Source organism: Endozoicomonas sp. ALE010, from assembly GCF_049310165.1.
Taxonomy (GTDB): Bacteria; Pseudomonadota; Gammaproteobacteria; order Pseudomonadales; family Endozoicomonadaceae; genus Endozoicomonas.
In genome coordinates this window covers 66,508-83,678 of the sequence record NZ_JBLYNV010000020.1, presented here as the reverse complement: position 1 = coordinate 83,678, position 17,171 = coordinate 66,508, and the positions used below count along the sequence as shown (strand labels likewise).

Below are 17,171 nucleotides of genomic sequence, written 5' to 3'. Positions count from 1 at the left end.
GGGTGATTGGCACAGTCTTTATTCAGGGCATGGAGCTTACGCCCTTCGACTCCGCTCAGGACGAACGGAGTTTGGGCGTCATTGATCGAGAGAACCCATCAAATGCATTGGAACCGTGTAACCGTGCATTATTTCAATGTGTTTGATGTGTCCAATCTCCGTTCACCCTGAGCGGAGTCGAAGGGTGATTGGCACAGTATTTATTCAGGGCATGGAGCTTACGCCCTTCGACTCCGCTCAGGACGAACGGAGTTTGGGCGTCATTGATCGAGAGAACCCATCAAATACATTGGAACCGTGTAACCGTGCATTATTTCAATGCGTTTGATGTGTACAATCTCCGTTCACCCTGAGCGGAGTTAGGGGGGATTGGTGCAAGTGTCGGCTCGCAAGGAGAGAGAACCACAAAAGCCGCGTTTAGCAAATCTCTGGTTTTAGTGTTGTGACACATTTCAAACCATGTTACTTTTTTCGTGTTCTGCGGGGCTATATAAATGATAACCATAAGCTCTTAGTGGAATACACACTTAGAAAGGACGATGTACCCAGGGTAGGGTGGTTAAAAGACGCATGTCTTGTAAGAAGATGCATGCTAAAAAAACTATAAATGATGTTCCCGGGGGACAGAAAAAATGAAAAAACAACAGGGTTTTACGCTGATTGAATTGATGATCGTTGTTGCGATCATTGGTATTTTGGCGGCTGTGGCTATTCCGCAGTATCAAAATTACACAAGAGGTGCGACTGCCACTTCTGCTATTGCGGAAGCTGCTGCCTATCGAACAGCTATTGCAATTTGTTCTCAGACAAATAGCGGTCGACTGGATAACTGTGATGCAGGAAGCGCAGGGATCCCTGTTGTTGCTGGCCAGGTAACTGGCGTAGCAGATGGTGTTATCACTGTAAATGCTGGTGATTTCACTGGTGATGGAAATAATGACAACGTTACTTTAACACCGAACACAGTCGGTGGTGTTATGCAGTGGGCAATTGAGGGCGTTAATGGTTCAAATTGTGGTAACTTTATTGATGGCTGCCAAGATGCGGCTGCTCAACAGCAGGGTGGTCAACAGCAGGGTGGTTAAGGCAAAAATGGTCAATTCATGATCTCTTTCCCACGCTCCGGTGTGGGAATGCATACCCGCTAAATGACCTTACCAAGAAGCTCCCACCGATGAAAAACTCCTCAACAAAATCAGAATCAACTACGAAACAACACACTTAAGTGTCTGCTTCAATCGTTCCCATGCTCTGCATGGAAATGCATACGAAAGCTAGCAGATATTCTTGTAGAAGACAGTTGGCAGGGAGCTTGGACAGGCATTCCCACGGAGCCCCGTGGGAACAAGGTCATAACCTAAACGCTGGCCTAAAACACCAAGAAATCATTTTCACTCAGCACCTCAAGCCTTTGCGATTCAACAAAAACTCAAGCATTCGGATCAACAATCACATGAGCGCCCTTTTCCGCCGCCATCTTACGGCAGGCTTTATAGTCACGGTCACTGGTGATATAAAAAGTCGGAGCAATATTGACAGTAAGGTCCGGAGCCATGCCACGTCCACCAGATTGTCTTTCGGCATTGACCTGGCCCATTGAGTAACAGACCATACCTTCTTTCTGAAGATCTTCCGCTTTATCAGCAGCCTGAACAGCACCGGCCAATAACATTCCCGCTACAGCAACAGCAATTACTTTCATTGTTTCAGTCCTTTACGTGTTTTTTTAAGGAACTGTTGTTATCGGCCCCGGCAGCGATCATTTAGCCGCTTAATGGGTTTTTCTGGCAAATGCCTGAAAAGCCAATACAACACCTGAAATGAAGTATATTTGGCTTCTCCAATCTCACTGGCTGATACCGATAATCTGTTCTTTCGGGTACTCCAGCGGTCTTGACGCTACGCTCTCAAGCGGTCTCTTTAAGCTATCCCTATAAAAACCATACGCAGGTTGGACCCAATGTACTTTGATCTTGATCAAGTTTTTCCGGAGTCCCGGCTTTTTTGATCAGCAAAGGCAGTGCTTAATAAATAAGCAGAATAAAAATAGCAATATTTACAAGATTATTGCCTTAACCAATGGTGACTGCATTCCATTACCGCCCGTCAAACCGGTAAGATGGTGAAACACACTCCTGATCATTACATTGGACGTTAACCATGAAAAAGCTGCTGGCCATTGCCGCTACCGCACTAATCCTGCCAATCAGCAGTCAGGCCGCACCGCTGGACCGGGAACAGCAACAACAGGTCAAAGAGCTGGTGCGTGAAGCCCTGATGGAAAACCCTGAAATTTTTCTCGATGTTGTCAATGAGTTGAAAAAACGGGAAGAGTTAGCCAAATCACAGGCGCAAAACTCGGTGCTTACCAGCAATATGGCCGAGCTTTTTCACAGTGATGATCCCTTTGCCGGTTCCTCAACCCCCAAACTGACCATTGCCTACTTTGGTGATGTGAACTGTGGATTTTGCAAACGGCAGGACCCGGTTCTGGAAGTGCTGGTCAACAGTTACCCTGACCTGAAAATTATCTATAAAGACATGCCCATCCTCGGGCCAAGTTCAAGAGAGGCGGCGGCGCTCTTATTAGCAGCCAGGGCTGAAGGTAATGACGCCTATCTGGCGCTGCATAAAGCATTGATGTCTCATCGTGCCCGGCATGACTCGGCTTCCATTGCCAGCATTGTCAGAAAACAGGGGCTGGATGTGGAGGCACTGAAAACCGCCGTAGTAGATGATAAAGAGATTAACAAACAACTGGACCGTAATATCATGCTGGCCCAGAGACTGGGCATTACCGGTACTCCGGCTCTGGTGTTTCCCGATGAGGTGGTCAGGGGGTTTAACCAGGAAAATGTTCTGAAGGAGATGATTGATAAAAGGCTCAGTCAAATCAAATAGGCAGGCGTGAAAGCAACAAAGGCGTGAACTCCGGCTCACTAAGTAGTTGGCCAAATGGAATCGTATATTTCTGGCTAAGTGGGCAGTTACTATGCAAGGCGCAACGTAGGGAGCATAGCCGTAGCTATGTGACCGGAGTTGCAACGCCGCAGAGTGACTGTCCAATTAGTCAGAAATATATGATTTCATTTGGTTAACTACTTATTGTGCCAGGCACCCTTCGACTCCGCTCAGGATGAACGGAGATCAGGGTGAATGGCAATCAGGATGAACGGAGATCGTATTCCAAACCGGCAGGTTAATTAAAGACTGTTCCTGCCAAGCTCTTTAATAAGCAAGGGTTTAAACCATCAGATTTCAGAAACGATACAGGCCTTGCGATCTTTACCGGTACGCTCAAGATAGTCTGAGAAATCCGCAGGAATACGCCCGGTTGTTGCCCCTTCCCAATCCACTGATGAACCATCAACGGCTTCGTAGCGAAACAAATAACGCTGGCGTGTTTTTCCTTTACGACCACCGCTGCTTTTCTCTTCTGACAGGTCTTTGATATCACCCAGGGAGAGACCAAGCTCTTTTATCTGTTTAACCACCGCATCCAGTGCCTCTTTTTTGCGGGCCTGCTCCTCTTCCACCTCCATTTGAGCCATCACTTTTTCTTCGTAAATGGCTTCAATGCGACCGATGACGCGCTGAAGGTCTTCAGCGTGCATATCGTGAAAGAGCTTGCGCACCTGAACTTTAGACTTCAGAACACCGAGAGCTTCATCAAAAATATTCATGGTTTGAACCAATCTGGTAAATCAAAGGATCCATTAAACGCAGGGTTTAAAATTGGTAAAAAACTTAACATTGACAATTCTGCCTGTAAATAGACAAAAACCCGTGCATAGCTGGTAAAAAAGTTGATAAAAAAATGAGCATATTTTCCCATTACCTCGCAAAAATGTGTTTTCAGACATCGTTATGCGTAAGTAGTTAACCAACTACTTAACAGCCAATTACATTACGACGGAGCCATAAGTCATAAGGGATAATACGAAGAATCAGGTTCCTCATCACATGGTTTGGAGAGTCAGTAAAGGTTAACAGTTAAGGTAGAAATCAGCAGCATGAAACAGGAAAGATTAATTAAAGCCAGAATACTGATCAATCATTTACTCACATTTCAGGAAAAAATAAAAAGTGGCCGCTTGCTTATTTCATGAAAGCCTAGTTACTGAGTTTAATTCATATTCAAAAATACGCCAAAAAACCGGAACCCTGGCTGAAACTGAATCAATGGATTGAAGCAATAAGTTTCAAGCATATTAAAAGTCAGTTTAATTACAAAGCCCCGGAACGTAACGGGGCTTTGCTGATGCGATAAAATCAGGAAGCCGCTTCGTGCTTCTTCATTTCTTCGGCGCGAAGATCTTTCCGCAGAATTTTACCCACTGGCGTCATTGGCAGAACATCCCTGAATTCAACCTGCTTTGGCACTTTATACGCGGTCAGGTTCAGTCGGCAGTACTCCTTGACCTCTTCCGCCGTTAAGCTTTTGTCCTGTGGAATAATAAAGAGTTTGACAGCCTCGCCGGTTTTCTTATCGGGTACACCAATAACGGCACAGTTTTGCACTTTATCGTGCTTGGAAACCACATCTTCCACTTCGTTGGGGTACACGTTAAAGCCTGAGACCAGCACCATGTCCTTAACCCGGTCGACGATTTGCACATAACCCTGTTCATCGATAATGGCCACATCTCCGGTTTTAAACCAGCCTTCGCTGTCAATCACTTCTGCCGTGGCTTCCGGGCGCCGCCAATAACCTTTCATCACCTGCGGGCCTTTGACACAGAGTTCCCCACGCTCTCCCAATGGCAGCTCATTGCCCTGATCGTCAATGGTCTTCAGCGCCGTGCCGGACATTGGCAAGCCGACAGTGCCCAGTTTGGAGTAACTGCCTGCGGGGTTCAGGGATACCACGGGTGAGGTTTCAGAGAGGCCATAACCCTCGGAAATCGAACATCCCGTGATAGTTTGCCAGCGGTTGGCAACCGCCGCCTGCAAGGCAGTACCACCGGACATGGTTAACTTCAGTTCACAAAAGTCCAGGTCTTTAAACTCCGGGTGATTCATCAAGCCAACAAACAGTGTGTTCAGGCCGATGAAGATATTCACCCTGTGGGGCTTCAGGGACTTGACGAACGTATCCATATCCCGTGGGTTGGCGATCAAGATGCTGTGTCCACCCTGATGGAAGAACGCCATCAGATGCACGGTGAACGCGTAGATATGATAAAGAGGCAGGGGCGCAACTGCGGTATTACCATCAGGCCTTGCCACTGGGACACCATTATCATCGGTCTGGGACAACACATTGACCGTCTGCATTACATTACTGACCAGGCTACGTTGAGTCAGCATAGCGCCTTTGGCCACGCCGGTGGTGCCACCGGTATACTGTAACACCGCCACATCATCAGGGTTGGCCGGTAGCGGCTTACTGTACCGGGATTTTTCCCCAAGCTTCATGGCCTGATTGAAACTCAGCGCCTGTGGCAGCTGGTAAGAGGGAACCATCTTCTTAACATGTTTTACGGCAAGATTAATCAGTGATCGCTTGGGCCAGGGCAGCAGGTCGGCCAGCTCAGTGACAATCAGGTGCTTGATGGGCGTATCCTGAATGATTTCCTCCACCAGGTGGCCAACCACATTGAGGCAGACCAGCGCCTTGGCTCCTGAGTCGGTAAACTGATGCTTCATCTCCCGGGCGGTGTAGAGCGGGTTGGTATTGACAATAACCAGGCCAGCCTTGATTGCGCCATAAACGACAACGGGGTACTGAATAAGGTTCGGCAACTGAATAGCGATACTGTCACCGGGCTTCAGTGTCGTATGGTTCTGGAGATAAGCAGCAAACCGGGTGCTTAGCTGATCGATTTCGTTGTAGGTAACCGTTTTGCCCATGCTGGTATAGGCTGGCCGGTCGCCGTATTGATGGACTGCATGTTCAATGACTTCGCCCAGGTTTTTGAACTTTTCAAGATCAATTTGGTCTGCAATACCGGGGGCGCGCTTGCCATCCCAAAAACTGGCTTCCATGAACACCTCATACTTATTTTTTGTTGTTATCGGAAGGCGATGAAACAGTTATTTCCCTGGCCTGCTTTTTATGAGGCAGGTGTCTTACAAAAATCCTTTTTGCTTCATCTATTTCTGAGGATCATACTATCTAAACGTTCAACCTTGAACCCAAAATGATAATTTATGCTTCTTTTTGCGCTAAAAAGCTTTCGGGGCAGTTCATCATTTCGATGCGTTTGAGGTGTACAATCTTGCTCACCCTGAGCGCCCTTCGGCTCAGCTCAGGATGAACGGACAAAGGGTGATTGGCACAGTCTTTATTCAGGGTATGGTGTTTACGCCCTTCGACTCCGCTCAGGACGAACGGAGTCTGGGCGTCATTGATAGAGGGAACCCTGCAAACTCATCGAAATGATGTACCAGGGGTCAGCGATGGGTATTAAGCAATTTCCCGGCCCAGAGAGCACAGCAATTTTCCGGTGAGGCGAGCAAACTCAGCTTTTGTGGGCGAGTCAGCTTTTTGATGGCCGCTTCCCGTCGGCTGGCCGAAGAACGGTCATGATTACCTTCCAGGTAGACCAACTGCTGTGGCTTTCGCCCCCTGAAATACCTGGCTCCCCCGGCCGTACCGCAATGTTGACGCCAGCGCCGTTCAATATCCGTGGTGATGCCGGTATAAAGGCTGCTATCACTGGCAAGAATTATGTAAACCGACCAACATCCATCCGACATTCTTTGCTCTTCCTGAACGATTCCAAGTTGCTTTTTGATCCAATTGACCACGGCAGGAATTGTTCGGGGCCACTGAAATAGTGAGTCTATTCTCAGAAAGCCTTTTAGCCAATAGAAGGTAACACACCACTGATCACCCCAAACTGGGCAACAATCACCAAAAGTCCAACAATGATGGCAATGGCCAGCGCCGGAATACCGCCAGCCACTTGATAGGGTTCTTCCATATGGAGCTTACGAACCTTCCAGACCAGGGCCACGGGAATAAATACCGCCAGAATCACCAGGGCCACAGCGGCGTAACCCAGGGCAGTGACAAAACTCCCCGGCATAAAAATAGCCGCCAGCAGCGGAATCAATAGCGTGAGCGTGATGGTTTCGATACGCCCCAAAATACCATGGGAACGACCAAACACTTCGGCCAGATAGTCAAATAACCCAAGAGCCACCCCCAGGAAGGACGTGCCCAGGGCAAAGGCAGCAAAGGCACTGATCATATAATCAAAACCGGACGCACCGGAATGGCGGCCTATGGCATCCATCAGCGATGTTACACCATCCGGACGGTGTGCCATGGTCACCACCACCGTAGCAGAAACCACACCAATCACCACCGCCATCCAGATCACATAAATGCTGAACGGAAGGGCGCTGCCACCGATCAGGGCATAGCGAAACCGCCGGGGTTTTCCCTGCACATACTGAACCACGGTGGGTACCGCACAGTGATAGCCAAATGAGGTGTACAACACCGGCAGCGCCGCGAATAAAATGCCAGGGGTGCTGTTCTCCAGCCCAAGATTACTCAAACTGACCTCGGGCAACAGTGACACCACGATATACAGCAGCAGGGCCAGCATCAGTGCGAACATCACCCGGTTGACCACATCAACCACCCGGGTACCGGTCACCACCAGAATGGCAACCAGCACCACCACCACCGTTGCCGTGATGCGAAAAGGCAGATGAATCCCCTCTTTGGCCAGCAGGCTGCCCAGCACGTTGGCACCACCGGAAATGTAAGCTGCACACAGGGAATAATAGAGAAACAGCATGGCGACCACGGCAATACCCTGGCCAACCGGCCCCATCAAACGCCCCATAACGCCATGCAGATTCTCTGCTTCCGGGCAGGCCCGGCAGGCCTCGGCAATCAACAGACCGCCGTAGGTTGATAACCCCCACATCAAAAACATCAGGAATACGCCCCAGCCCAGACCGGTCAGTGCGGACACCAGCGGTAATGCCAGCATGCCTGCACCAATGGAAGTACCGGCGACCAGAAGGCTGCTACCCAACGTCTGACTTTTCATATTCGGTCCACCTGTTTGATAAAACAAAAGCCACTAAAAGTGGCTTTTGAAAGTGGGAAACTTATATAAAATAGATCGACAACATGGCTCTATAAATAACCTGTCAGTACTAATAATGGACTGAATTAGAATTTTTTCTACTTATCAGGTGTTTTGCCAGCAATCTGAAGGGAGTTTGACCCTGGGCCTATAGAGTTTTTTGCCTGCTCGCAGTAAACCCTTAATAGACCCTGGCTATCAGGCGCAGCACTTTTTATATTTTTTCCCGCTACCACAAGGGCAAGGATCATTCCGGCCCGGCACTTTTTCCAGTACCGTGGTTTTGGGCGTATCCTTCAACAATTGCAGGGCAGAGGTATCCTCTGCGGCTTCTTCATCCACGTGAATCTGGCAAAACCAGCCATTCTCCAGAAACTCTTGTTCCAGCTCAGCCCGGCGCTCTTCGGTCTGCACAGTAAGAACGGCAGGGTTCTTTTCTGTTCCGAGACGGGCTTGTTTTTTACCGTCGAAAACCCGGTAGGCCTGTTTATCGTCAATTTGAAGATTGGTCTGGGTATAAAATTTGCCCATTTGATCACCTGTTAAGCTGGAAAATGTTGACCTCTCGGAACGAGAGCAAAAGGGAAATGCAAAACCGGAGCAGTTTACTGGAAGTGCCCGTCATTAGCCACCGACCAATTCTTTCCGGCATGAGAATTGCCTTATTAATGTCATATAAATTATTCACAATAAATCTGTTGTCATAATAATCAGGCAAGGAGCATCAGAATGAAGTATTTTTCACGCCGCGCGGTAAAACCCGGCGACCTCAACCCTGCATACCGACTGTTTGGTGGCACACTGCTGGCCTGGATTGATGAGGAAGCCGCTATTTATGCTGCCTGCAAAATGGGGCCTGGCAAGTTGCTGGTGACCAAATATATGTCAGAAATCGACTTTGTCAGCTCCGCCGCCTGCGGTGATATTCTGGAGTTCGGTATTGAAGTGGTCAGTACCGGTAAGACCTCACTGACCATCTGTTGTGTGGTACGCAATAAGGTCACCCGACAGGTGATTATCGTCGTTGATCGTATTGTGTTTGTCTGTGTTGATGAAATGGGCAATCCGACTCCGCACCGTATCAGGGCAGAGAAGGAGTCAGAAGTGCCGGAAATGGCTTGATGCCGTGAAGTGCGCACCTTAACAGGGCGCACTTTACCCACAAACAATTCAGTGATTTGCCGGAGCAGTCTTAAGCTGAACAGAGGGCTTCACCGCAGTGGCAAACATCACCTGACCATTCTGGATCACTTCTGCCAACAGCTCATAGTTGCTGCCCGGTTTCACCAGTTCAGGTGCATAGTGGACCACATAATCCACTACATCCACCGCCCTGCCTACCCGGATTCGCTCAATGCCAATGATGCCAGCCGGGTCATCGGGCATGGCGCTATCTTGCAGAACCACAATAATTTCAGAGCCCGGTGCAAAAGTGCCTTCACTGGCAGTAATCTGACCGCTGACATTGGCTGATTCGGTCACGTAGGTCAGTTCCTGGTCACCGCTTGCGCTGTTCAATACCAGTCCATGTTCTTTTATGGTGATATTGTCCAGTTTTGGGAACATTGCCAGATACTCTGCTTCACTGGTCATCAATGGTGGCGGGCAGGCCATTCGGTTGCTCCCCATTGAGGTAAAGTGAATTTTATGGCTGGCAACCTGGTAGTTGCCAAAGTAGCGGTTACAGGGTGCCTGGCCACCAATGCGTCCATCCAGGGCAGTGGCAGGGCGAAGCTCCATGGTGACTCTCGGGCCCGATGCCGGCTGACCGTTCATTGTCGTCAATACCCAGGTTTTGTTCTCAACCAACCGGGGCTCAACACTGGTCAGCTTGTGGGAGCTGCACCCGAACAGGGCAGCACCTGCAACCAAAACAATACAAGAGTGGATCAACCTTTTCATGTCATACTCCAGCAACGGGAATAAAGATAAACTTGCAGGCTGTCGGACTTAAGCGTGGGTGGTAAGTCTGAGTTCAAGAGACTCCTGCGGGACAGCCATCAGCGATAACCTGTAGAGGGTGACTGCCTGGGGCAGATGACCTTGGCAAAAATACCCTTTGATCAGCCAGCAAAGCAGAAACTGATAGTGTTAAAGTAGTCGATCATCGGGTATTGCCGCCATTCTAATTTTCCACCCGAACCTGGCTGGACTACATTCAGGATGGCCTGATAATTCCCATGCATCAGGGCATAAGATTCAGTATGATCAGCACACTGGCACCCATTAAAAACCGCTTTATGGCTCCGAAATCTACCGCAGGAAACCAATTGATCAACCGTGGCTACAGCCTGGCTGAAGAGATTGCCAACAGTATTACTCACGGTCTGGGGGCTCTGCTCAGTGTCGCCGGTCTGACGCTACTGGTCACCTATGCCGCCCATCAGGCTGATGTCTGGCGGGTGGTCAGTTTCAGCATCTACGGCAGCACCCTGATTCTGCTGTTTCTGGCCTCTACGCTTTACCACAGTTTTCAACATCCAAAAACCAAGCGCGTCTTCAAGATACTGGATCACTGCTCCATCTATCTGCTGATTGCCGGAACCTATACGCCTTTTCTTCTGGTTAGCATGAGAAGTGTGACTGGCTGGATTCTTTTTGCTGTCATCTGGACCCTGGCCGCATTGGGCATTATCTTCAAGGCGGTGTTTGGGTCCAGGTACAAAAAACTGTCGTTAACCACGTACATTCTGATGGGCTGGCTGGTTCTGGCGGCCTCCAATGAGCTGGCAGAGAACTTATCAACCAATGGCATATACTGGCTGGTTGCCGGTGGCTTGCTTTATACCGTTGGCGTGATCTTTTATTTATGGAAAAAGCTGCCTTTCAATCACGCAATCTGGCATCTCTTTGTATTAGGTGGGTCGGCCTGTCACTTCTTTTCGGTTTTATTCCATGTATTACCGCCAGCCTGAAGAAAAATAATTTTTTTTTCAGCTTCTCTGGAAACTATTTGGCGATTACTCAATCAAAACCATCACATCATTTCGATGAGTTAGATGTGTACAATCTCCGTTCACCCTGAGCGTCCTTAAACTCCACTCAGGGTGAACGGAGTCTGGAGGTCAACTGGAGGTCAAGCAGGAGACTGTCAATTGCATCGAAACCGTGTACTGGTAATAAAGCACTTTTGAAGATACTGGTTTATGATCCCCTTGAATGAGCCCTCATCCGGCTATGCTGCTCCGAAAACAGACATCGCTCTAAAAGACGAAGTTATTTCTCCATGTGAGCAAACAGCAGATTCCAGTGGTCATCTGGTCAAACAGGTTCCACCAATGTCTTCTACCTTGAAACAAGGTACGTCATTGCCCGCCATTGGCCGAAAACCATTTCATGAAAAAGCAAGGCTACACAATGTCAGGCTTCCCATTATTCAAATTAACGCCAGTGAGCTGTCAGGCAAGCCAGCCTCACAAATGCCGGAACTGACATCACCTGGTCGGCGTACGCCGCTTAATTCACCCTATGGCAAGGTGAGTAACCCCTTTTATGATCCAACGCCGGAACTTATGGCCACACTGCTGAAACTGGCTGGCATTCCCTCTTCTGCTTACCAGAGACAATACCCAACAGTATCCACTTTTGACACCGTTTGTGAGGGCGACGATACCGCGCATGAACAAATCAAAAAGACGGTTGAAGATATTATTGCCTCCTATAAGTTACTTGAGGACAGAGGCTTTAAAAAATATCTGGCAGCGGCAAGCCTGAAGGAGGAAATGTTTAATAAAAATCATTTTATGTGGAATAGACCGGGCTCTCTTCTGGAAATTGTTGTCCAGTATACTTTCCGGTTTAACCCTGTTCTCAAAAATATATCGTTTTCCGGAGCGCATGGTTATGTGCTCACATATCTTGACCACGAAATCCTAACAGTGCATCAACCGATAAGAACAGAACATATTCAGGAGTCTGAGAAGTTCAAACCGATTGAAGTCAAATACACCTGCAATGGCCGCCCCATCATTCAACAACAGGCAACCAGAGGCTGTACTTACGCTGCCGCAGCAATGCTGTTACATCAACATCACCGCACCTTTTCGATCAGTGCCTTAAAGACAACCAACCTTGGCGATGACAGGCTGATACGTCGAGCATTATCTACAGCCGGTCTGACCCCGATTAAAACCCGGTGTTCAAATCTTGAAAAACTGGCCAATGCGGTTAGCAAGCGTGGGTCTGCAATAGTCTCCGTAGGCAGATGCAAATCGGGAGGGCACGTCATTATTGTTGATGCGGTTACAGACACATCTGTTCTTATTCGAGACCCATACCACGGTTGGGAAATCGAGATCAGCCGGGGAGCTTTTGAGAATTCCTGGGTAAGGGACGCCATTCAGGTGAAACAGCTGATAGAGAACTGATAAATTCCCGGTTTCAAGAGGTCCGGGCTATTGGAAAAACCAATAGCCCGAAATGCTATCAACGATTGCCGTTATTATCGCGACGTGGACGACGATCGCCACCACGGCCACCGTCACGACGGGCACCGCCTTCACGACGACCACCTTCGTGGCGACCACGGCCACCATCGCGTCGGCCACGGCGTTCTGTTTGAGGCTCGTCACCGGTCCACAGTTTCAACGCCATTGGCCGGTTTCGAATCCTGGCACCTTTCAGGGCTTCAATAACGCTCTTGTCCATCCCTTCTGGCAGATAGACTGACGAGCAGCTATCAAACAGTCGGATATGGCCAATACTCTGTCCGGAAATTTTGCCTTCATTGGCAATGGCACCCACCAGGTCCCCCGGGTTGATGCCCTGGTCACGACCCAGTTCGACACGGTAACGGACCATGCCATCATTGTTGCGTTCACGGCCACGCTCACCACGTCTTTCGCCATCACGACGTCTTTCGCCACGATCACGGCCTTCACGACGGGGCTGCTCCGGTTCTTTGGCATCCGGGAACGGGCGTTCTTTCTGGGCCATAAAGCAGAGCGCTGCCGCCATATCTTCATAGCTCAGGGCATTTTCCTGCTCAAGCTCGGCAACAATCTCACGGAATACATCCAGCTCTTCGCCCATGTCCATCGCTTTGACGACATCTTCCTTGAACTGACGGATACGAATATCACGCACGTCACTCATGGAAGGCAAACGCATGGTATCAATAAGCTGTCGTGTAGCACTTTCGATGGCACGAAGCATCCTGCGCTCACGATGGGTAGCAAACAGGATCGCAGTGCCCTGACGGCCAGCACGTCCGGTACGACCAATACGGTGAACGTAGGCTTCTGTATCGTACGGGATATCGTAGTTCACTACGTGGCTCATACGCTCAACATCCAGGCCCCTGGCCGCTACGTCGGTAGCAATCAGAATATCCAGGGATTTTTTCTTGAGACGATCCACCACTTTCTCACGCAGTGCCTGACTCATATCGCCATTCAGCGCCGCCGCAGCGAAACCACGGGCTTCCAGTTTTTCCGCCAGTTCAACCGTGGCGGTTTTGGTGCGCACGAAAATGATCATGGCATCAAATGATTCCACTTCCAGAATCCGTGTCAGGGCATCCAGCTTGTGGAAACCGCTGACCATGCAGACCTTCTGGGTAATGGTGTCAACCGTCGCCGTTTTGGCTTTGATCTCCACCGTAGCAGGCTCTTTTAAGTGAGTATCTGCAATTTTGCGAATCTGGTAAGGCATGGTGGCAGAGAACAGGGCCACCTGACGGTCAGCGGGCGTCTGCTCCATGATCCATTCGATGTCATCCACGAAGCCCATGCGCAGCATTTCATCCGCTTCATCCAGAACCACGGTTTTCAGGCTATCCAGCTTCAGGCTTTCACGACGCAGGTGGTCCATGACCCGGCCCGGCGTGCCCACAATCACATGGGCTCCACGCTGAAGGCTGCGCAACTGGCCGCGCATATCCTGGCCACCGTAAACGGGCAGCACATGGAATCCTTTCATGTGACGGGCGTAGCGTTGAAAGGCTTCTGCCACCTGTATTGCCAGCTCACGGGTCGGCGTTAAGACCAGAACCTGCGGATCGCGCTGCTTCAAATCAATGGCTGACAGCAATGGCAATGCAAATGCGGCTGTTTTACCGGTACCGGTCTGCGCCAGACCCAGAAGGTCACGACCTTCCAGCAGGTGAGGGATACTTTGTGCCTGGATGGGTGACGGGCTCTCATAGCCGACATCCTGAACAGCCTTGATTACCGCTTCCGACAGGGGCAGGTCCGCAAAAGTCATTGCGTTGTTGGTATCAGTCATTTGATACTCCGTAAATTCATTCTTTGCCATAAAAATGCCGCCATTTTGCTGTCAAAAGCTGTCAGGGTCAGACGGCATTTGATCGTCCGGTAAACCGGCTCCCTGGTGCTGGCGACGTTTGGAGCAAACAGAAATAGGATGGCAGTACACTTTTCCGACGCTGTTCCAGTAGCATTCGGAAAATTTGCAGCCATGGACTTCCTGGTGCCGCTATCCGGAACGCCCCTCTGATCGAATACAGAAAGACGTTACCGAATCGCCTGTGAGGTCCACGACTGCGTTTGGAGAGGCTTGATGAACAAGCTTGGCCTGCATTGGCAGAGGATAATAAGATCTATTGATCTTCCAGTGGCTGAGCTCTTGATTGCCATAGACTTTCAAAAGAGCAGACAGTTTACTTGTCAGCCGGATTAAATGCAGGAAACGAAGTGCCAGGACTTCCCAACAAACCCCTGTGTCCATAAGAAGGACTGCACATGGGGATAGAAAAAGGTCTGCTAGTCTAGCGTGTTTTTTAGACAGTGAATACTGTTTTTATCCCTGAATGAACTAGGGGATTATCACATCCAGGGATATTACCCCAATCGTTTCAGGCTACGGCAGCGCCCGGCCCCGGGCACTCACATACAATTGATACCACTGCTCACGACTTAACTGGACATTCTCAGCCTCGCTACAGGCCCTGATACGCTGGGCATTTGTTGTACCAATCACCGGCTGGATACCTGCGGGGTGGCGCATCAGCCAGGCCAGCACAATAGCCTCTCTGGAAACACCCAGCTGCTCTGCAAACGTTTTGACCAGCCCAGCCGTTTTCTGAATAGACTCAGGCTCACCATGAGTATCTTTCCCGGTGAACACACCGTTGCTCAGGCAGCCCCAGGCCTGCAGCTGAATATTGTGGCCGCGACAATATTCAACAGTGCCCGGGGTAAAGCTGACCGCCTGCCCTTCCGGGTGATTGAACAGCACACCTTCATCCAGCCAGTCCAGATGGGCCAGGCTCATCTGCAACTGGTTGACCACAATAGGTTGATCAAGGAATGACTGAAGGTATTTGATCTGGTGGCCATTCATATTGGACACGCCAAAATGCTTGACCTTGCCATCTTTGTGCAGCTGATGAAATGCCCCGGCAACCTCCTCTGGCTGCATCAGCGGATCCGGTCTGTGCAGCAGCAGAAGGTCCAGATAGTCGGTGTTTAAACGGGCAAGACTCTTTTCCACACTGTGCAGAATCCAATCCCGGGAGAAGTCGTAGCGATTGGGAATGCTCCCTTCGGCGAAGCGAATGCCGCACTTGCCTTGCAGGAATACCTTCTCCCTCAGCTCCGGCCGATCACCCAGCACGCCACCAAATACCTGCTCAGCCTTACCAAAGGTATAGATATCGGCGTGGTCAAAGCAGTTGATGCCGCTCTCCAGGGCACTATCGAGAAACTGGTGCGCCTGCATCATATGATCTTTTGAAACCGGGTTATTATCCCAGCCTCCACCCAACCCCATACAGCCGGCGGCGATTCTGCTGGCTTCAGGTAGGAAAATAGTCAGGGGAATTTGATTCATAAGACTCCAACCCAATCTGGTTACTTATTATATGGTGCAGACATATTAACATTGATTCACTCAAAGGTACTTTACCATTTCATAAGTCAGTACTGCGTGGCTATTGCCGGAAAATTCCTTGGCAAATACCCGCCCGGGATCCAGCTCACCATGATGAAGCGACTTAATAAATTCTGACATACGAGCCCCTTTCGGGATAACCGGATCATCACGATGGTTCAGTGATACGATGTAAACCTTACGATCGATCAGTTTACGCATAGGGGCTTCAGCATCCAGATTCCCACCTACCAGCCACCCCAGAAAATTGGCAAGTCGGGGCCGGTCTGGCATGACAACTCTTGGCGCTGTGGTAAACGAGTCATGGGACAGTAACTCGACCCTTGAATCATCCTGCCCTCCCCTGGCTTCAAGGTGTCTGGCAAGCGAGACGGTTGCCACACCTCCGCCCAGAGAAGTCCCAGCGACGTAGACATACTCAAAATTTTCCAACGCATAGCCCAGGGCAGCAGCACCATCCTGAACAACGGTTTCATAGGTTGAGAAAGGCAGATAACCCGACAACCCATCGCTCTGGTTTAACCCCGTCCCCCTATAGTCATAAAGAATGACCGGGCATTTTTTTTCTGACTGTATTCGTCCGGGTGCTGACCCCGGATGAAGACAACCTCTACCCAGCAGCTGTGAAAGAACCATACCATTTGGATTGTGATAAAGAATGCATTGACTATTATTCGGGTCCCAGTCGGGAGGATAACAAATCACACCCTGCAATATGCCCGAATCATGTTTAATCGGGAGCGGCTCAAACCAAAAGCCATGGGTATTGTTTGCCTCACAGGCTTCCTTAACAATCTCACGACTTTCCTGTAAGCCCGGAAATTTCGCCAGACACGGGAACCTGTCAGGAAAAGTCTTGCCAAGCCATGGAAACACTTGTGATCGCACCAGGGCAATACCAACAACCTTGGCAACCCCCAGCCGGTTTTCAATCATCCAATGAAAAGGCGTCAGGACAACCGCAGATCTTGATAAAATTGAATAGCAGGTTCCGGGGACAGAACAAATAAGATCCTTAGCCCGGGATAAATAACTATCAGGCTCGACGGATTCAGCAGAACGAGCCCCCATGCACGACTTTTGGTCATTATCAGGGCATGCTTCCTTCGTCCGACTCCTTAACCAGGGTGATTCATAAGCGTATCGATCAGCAATAGTTCCGTAAGTCATTACAGCCTCTTTATTCTAATTCTGAGTATCGATTCAGAAAAATCATTGTTGCAGTTAGAAGACAGAAAAGCGGCCATGCCCTGCCAGGCCAACTTA

The 17,171-nt window shown here is 49.6% G+C and carries 16 protein-coding genes; 6 read left to right on the top strand and 10 right to left on the bottom strand.

What is annotated here, in order from left to right; genetic code table 11:
* The first annotated feature begins 632 nt into the window (after window positions 1-632).
* The gene (locus tag ACO6UY_RS10820) at window positions 633-1,085 is read left to right on the top strand and encodes a pilin (RefSeq protein WP_422489907.1); all 453 of its coding nucleotides are present in this window, start codon (window positions 633-635) and stop codon (window positions 1,083-1,085) included.
* A 344-nt stretch (window positions 1,086-1,429) separates the two neighbouring features.
* Here ACO6UY_RS10820 and ACO6UY_RS10815 read toward each other — a convergent pair whose 3' ends face one another.
* Window positions 1,430-1,702: a hypothetical protein gene (locus tag ACO6UY_RS10815; protein ID WP_422460306.1), complete on the bottom strand. Its 273-nt coding sequence runs from the start codon at window positions 1,700-1,702 to the stop codon at window positions 1,430-1,432.
* A 458-nt stretch (window positions 1,703-2,160) separates the two neighbouring features.
* Here ACO6UY_RS10815 and ACO6UY_RS10810 point away from each other — a divergent pair, with 458 nt between their 5' ends.
* Entirely contained in the window at window positions 2,161-2,901 is a 741-nt protein-coding gene (locus ACO6UY_RS10810) for a DsbA family protein (protein WP_422489904.1), read from the top strand.
* Window positions 2,902-3,251: 350 nt separating this feature from the next.
* Here the strand turns inward: ACO6UY_RS10810 and ACO6UY_RS10805 are convergent, their stop codons facing one another.
* Together ACO6UY_RS10805 and ACO6UY_RS10800 are read right to left on the bottom strand one after the other, a co-directional pair.
* Window positions 3,252-3,683: a hypothetical protein gene (locus ACO6UY_RS10805; protein WP_422489902.1), complete on the bottom strand. Its 432-nt coding sequence runs from the start codon at window positions 3,681-3,683 to the stop codon at window positions 3,252-3,254.
* A 589-nt stretch (window positions 3,684-4,272) separates the two neighbouring features.
* Complete coding sequence (locus ACO6UY_RS10800) at window positions 4,273-5,988, bottom strand: AMP-binding protein (RefSeq protein WP_422489900.1); 1,716 nt, start codon at window positions 5,986-5,988, stop codon at window positions 4,273-4,275.
* 223 nt (window positions 5,989-6,211) lie between these two features.
* Here ACO6UY_RS10800 and ACO6UY_RS10795 point away from each other — a divergent pair, with 223 nt between their 5' ends.
* Entirely contained in the window at window positions 6,212-6,385 is a 174-nt protein-coding gene (locus tag ACO6UY_RS10795; RefSeq protein WP_422489898.1) for a hypothetical protein, read from the top strand.
* 11 nt (window positions 6,386-6,396) lie between these two features.
* Here ACO6UY_RS10795 and ACO6UY_RS10790 read toward each other — a convergent pair whose 3' ends face one another.
* From ACO6UY_RS10790 to ACO6UY_RS10780, 3 genes are all read right to left on the bottom strand, one after another.
* Window positions 6,397-6,702, bottom strand: coding sequence for a GIY-YIG nuclease family protein (locus ACO6UY_RS10790; protein ID WP_422489896.1), 306 nt, complete (start codon window positions 6,700-6,702; stop codon window positions 6,397-6,399).
* 104 nt (window positions 6,703-6,806) lie between these two features.
* Window positions 6,807-8,015, bottom strand: coding sequence for an aromatic amino acid transport family protein (locus ACO6UY_RS10785; protein WP_422489894.1), 1,209 nt, complete (start codon window positions 8,013-8,015; stop codon window positions 6,807-6,809).
* A gap of 237 nt (window positions 8,016-8,252) precedes the next feature.
* Entirely contained in the window at window positions 8,253-8,585 is a 333-nt protein-coding gene (locus ACO6UY_RS10780) for a PBPRA1643 family SWIM/SEC-C metal-binding motif protein (protein ID WP_101745038.1), read from the bottom strand.
* A 198-nt stretch (window positions 8,586-8,783) separates the two neighbouring features.
* On the opposite strand from ACO6UY_RS10780, the gene ACO6UY_RS10775 reads away from it, so the two are divergent.
* Window positions 8,784-9,176 carry an acyl-CoA thioesterase gene (locus ACO6UY_RS10775; RefSeq protein WP_422489892.1) on the top strand — a complete coding sequence of 131 codons (393 nt, stop codon included), beginning with the start codon at window positions 8,784-8,786 and terminating at the stop codon, window positions 9,174-9,176.
* A 48-nt stretch (window positions 9,177-9,224) separates the two neighbouring features.
* Here ACO6UY_RS10775 and ACO6UY_RS10770 read toward each other — a convergent pair whose 3' ends face one another.
* Entirely contained in the window at window positions 9,225-9,956 is a 732-nt protein-coding gene (locus ACO6UY_RS10770; RefSeq protein WP_422489890.1) for an META domain-containing protein, read from the bottom strand.
* 302 nt (window positions 9,957-10,258) lie between these two features.
* Between ACO6UY_RS10770 and trhA the strand changes: the two genes are divergently transcribed.
* Together trhA and ACO6UY_RS10760 are read left to right on the top strand one after the other, a co-directional pair.
* Complete coding sequence (gene trhA / locus ACO6UY_RS10765) at window positions 10,259-10,969, top strand: PAQR family membrane homeostasis protein TrhA (RefSeq protein WP_422489888.1); 711 nt, start codon at window positions 10,259-10,261, stop codon at window positions 10,967-10,969.
* Between the two features lie 363 nt (window positions 10,970-11,332).
* Window positions 11,333-12,421: a cysteine peptidase family C39 domain-containing protein gene (locus tag ACO6UY_RS10760; protein WP_422489886.1), complete on the top strand. Its 1,089-nt coding sequence runs from the start codon at window positions 11,333-11,335 to the stop codon at window positions 12,419-12,421.
* A 58-nt stretch (window positions 12,422-12,479) separates the two neighbouring features.
* On the opposite strand, the gene ACO6UY_RS10755 is transcribed toward ACO6UY_RS10760, so the two are convergent.
* The 3 genes from ACO6UY_RS10755 to ACO6UY_RS10745 form a co-directional block, all read right to left on the bottom strand.
* A complete protein-coding gene (locus ACO6UY_RS10755; protein WP_422489885.1) occupies window positions 12,480-14,279 on the bottom strand; it encodes a DEAD/DEAH box helicase in 1,800 nt (599 codons plus the stop codon).
* A 594-nt stretch (window positions 14,280-14,873) separates the two neighbouring features.
* Complete coding sequence (locus ACO6UY_RS10750; RefSeq protein ID WP_422489883.1) at window positions 14,874-15,845, bottom strand: aldo/keto reductase; 972 nt, start codon at window positions 15,843-15,845, stop codon at window positions 14,874-14,876.
* 60 nt (window positions 15,846-15,905) lie between these two features.
* A complete protein-coding gene (locus ACO6UY_RS10745) occupies window positions 15,906-17,075 on the bottom strand; it encodes a hypothetical protein (RefSeq protein ID WP_422489881.1) in 1,170 nt (389 codons plus the stop codon).
* Window positions 17,076-17,171 lie beyond the last annotated feature (96 nt).

What these genes read in the sequence shown, in the direction of transcription:
- ACO6UY_RS10820 (WP_422489907.1), top strand. Translation starts at nt 633, where the DNA reads ATGAAAAAACAACAGGGTTTTACGCTGATTGAATTGATGATCGTTGTT.
- ACO6UY_RS10815 (WP_422460306.1), bottom strand. Translation starts at nt 1,702, where the DNA reads ATGAAAGTAATTGCTGTTGCTGTAGCGGGAATGTTATTGGCCGGTGCT.
- ACO6UY_RS10810 (WP_422489904.1), top strand. Translation starts at nt 2,161, where the DNA reads ATGAAAAAGCTGCTGGCCATTGCCGCTACCGCACTAATCCTGCCAATC.
- ACO6UY_RS10805 (WP_422489902.1), bottom strand. Translation starts at nt 3,683, where the DNA reads ATGAATATTTTTGATGAAGCTCTCGGTGTTCTGAAGTCTAAAGTTCAG.
- ACO6UY_RS10800 (WP_422489900.1), bottom strand. Translation starts at nt 5,988, where the DNA reads ATGGAAGCCAGTTTTTGGGATGGCAAGCGCGCCCCCGGTATTGCAGAC.
- ACO6UY_RS10790 (WP_422489896.1), bottom strand. Translation starts at nt 6,702, where the DNA reads ATGTCGGATGGATGTTGGTCGGTTTACATAATTCTTGCCAGTGATAGC.
- ACO6UY_RS10785 (WP_422489894.1), bottom strand. Translation starts at nt 8,015, where the DNA reads ATGAAAAGTCAGACGTTGGGTAGCAGCCTTCTGGTCGCCGGTACTTCC.
- ACO6UY_RS10780 (WP_101745038.1), bottom strand. Translation starts at nt 8,585, where the DNA reads ATGGGCAAATTTTATACCCAGACCAATCTTCAAATTGACGATAAACAG.
- ACO6UY_RS10775 (WP_422489892.1), top strand. Translation starts at nt 8,784, where the DNA reads ATGAAGTATTTTTCACGCCGCGCGGTAAAACCCGGCGACCTCAACCCT.
- ACO6UY_RS10770 (WP_422489890.1), bottom strand. Translation starts at nt 9,956, where the DNA reads ATGAAAAGGTTGATCCACTCTTGTATTGTTTTGGTTGCAGGTGCTGCC.
- trhA (WP_422489888.1), top strand. Translation starts at nt 10,259, where the DNA reads ATGATCAGCACACTGGCACCCATTAAAAACCGCTTTATGGCTCCGAAA.
- ACO6UY_RS10760 (WP_422489886.1), top strand. Translation starts at nt 11,333, where the DNA reads ATGTCTTCTACCTTGAAACAAGGTACGTCATTGCCCGCCATTGGCCGA.
- ACO6UY_RS10755 (WP_422489885.1), bottom strand. Translation starts at nt 14,279, where the DNA reads ATGACTGATACCAACAACGCAATGACTTTTGCGGACCTGCCCCTGTCG.
- ACO6UY_RS10750 (WP_422489883.1), bottom strand. Translation starts at nt 15,845, where the DNA reads ATGAATCAAATTCCCCTGACTATTTTCCTACCTGAAGCCAGCAGAATC.
- ACO6UY_RS10745 (WP_422489881.1), bottom strand. Translation starts at nt 17,075, where the DNA reads ATGACTTACGGAACTATTGCTGATCGATACGCTTATGAATCACCCTGG.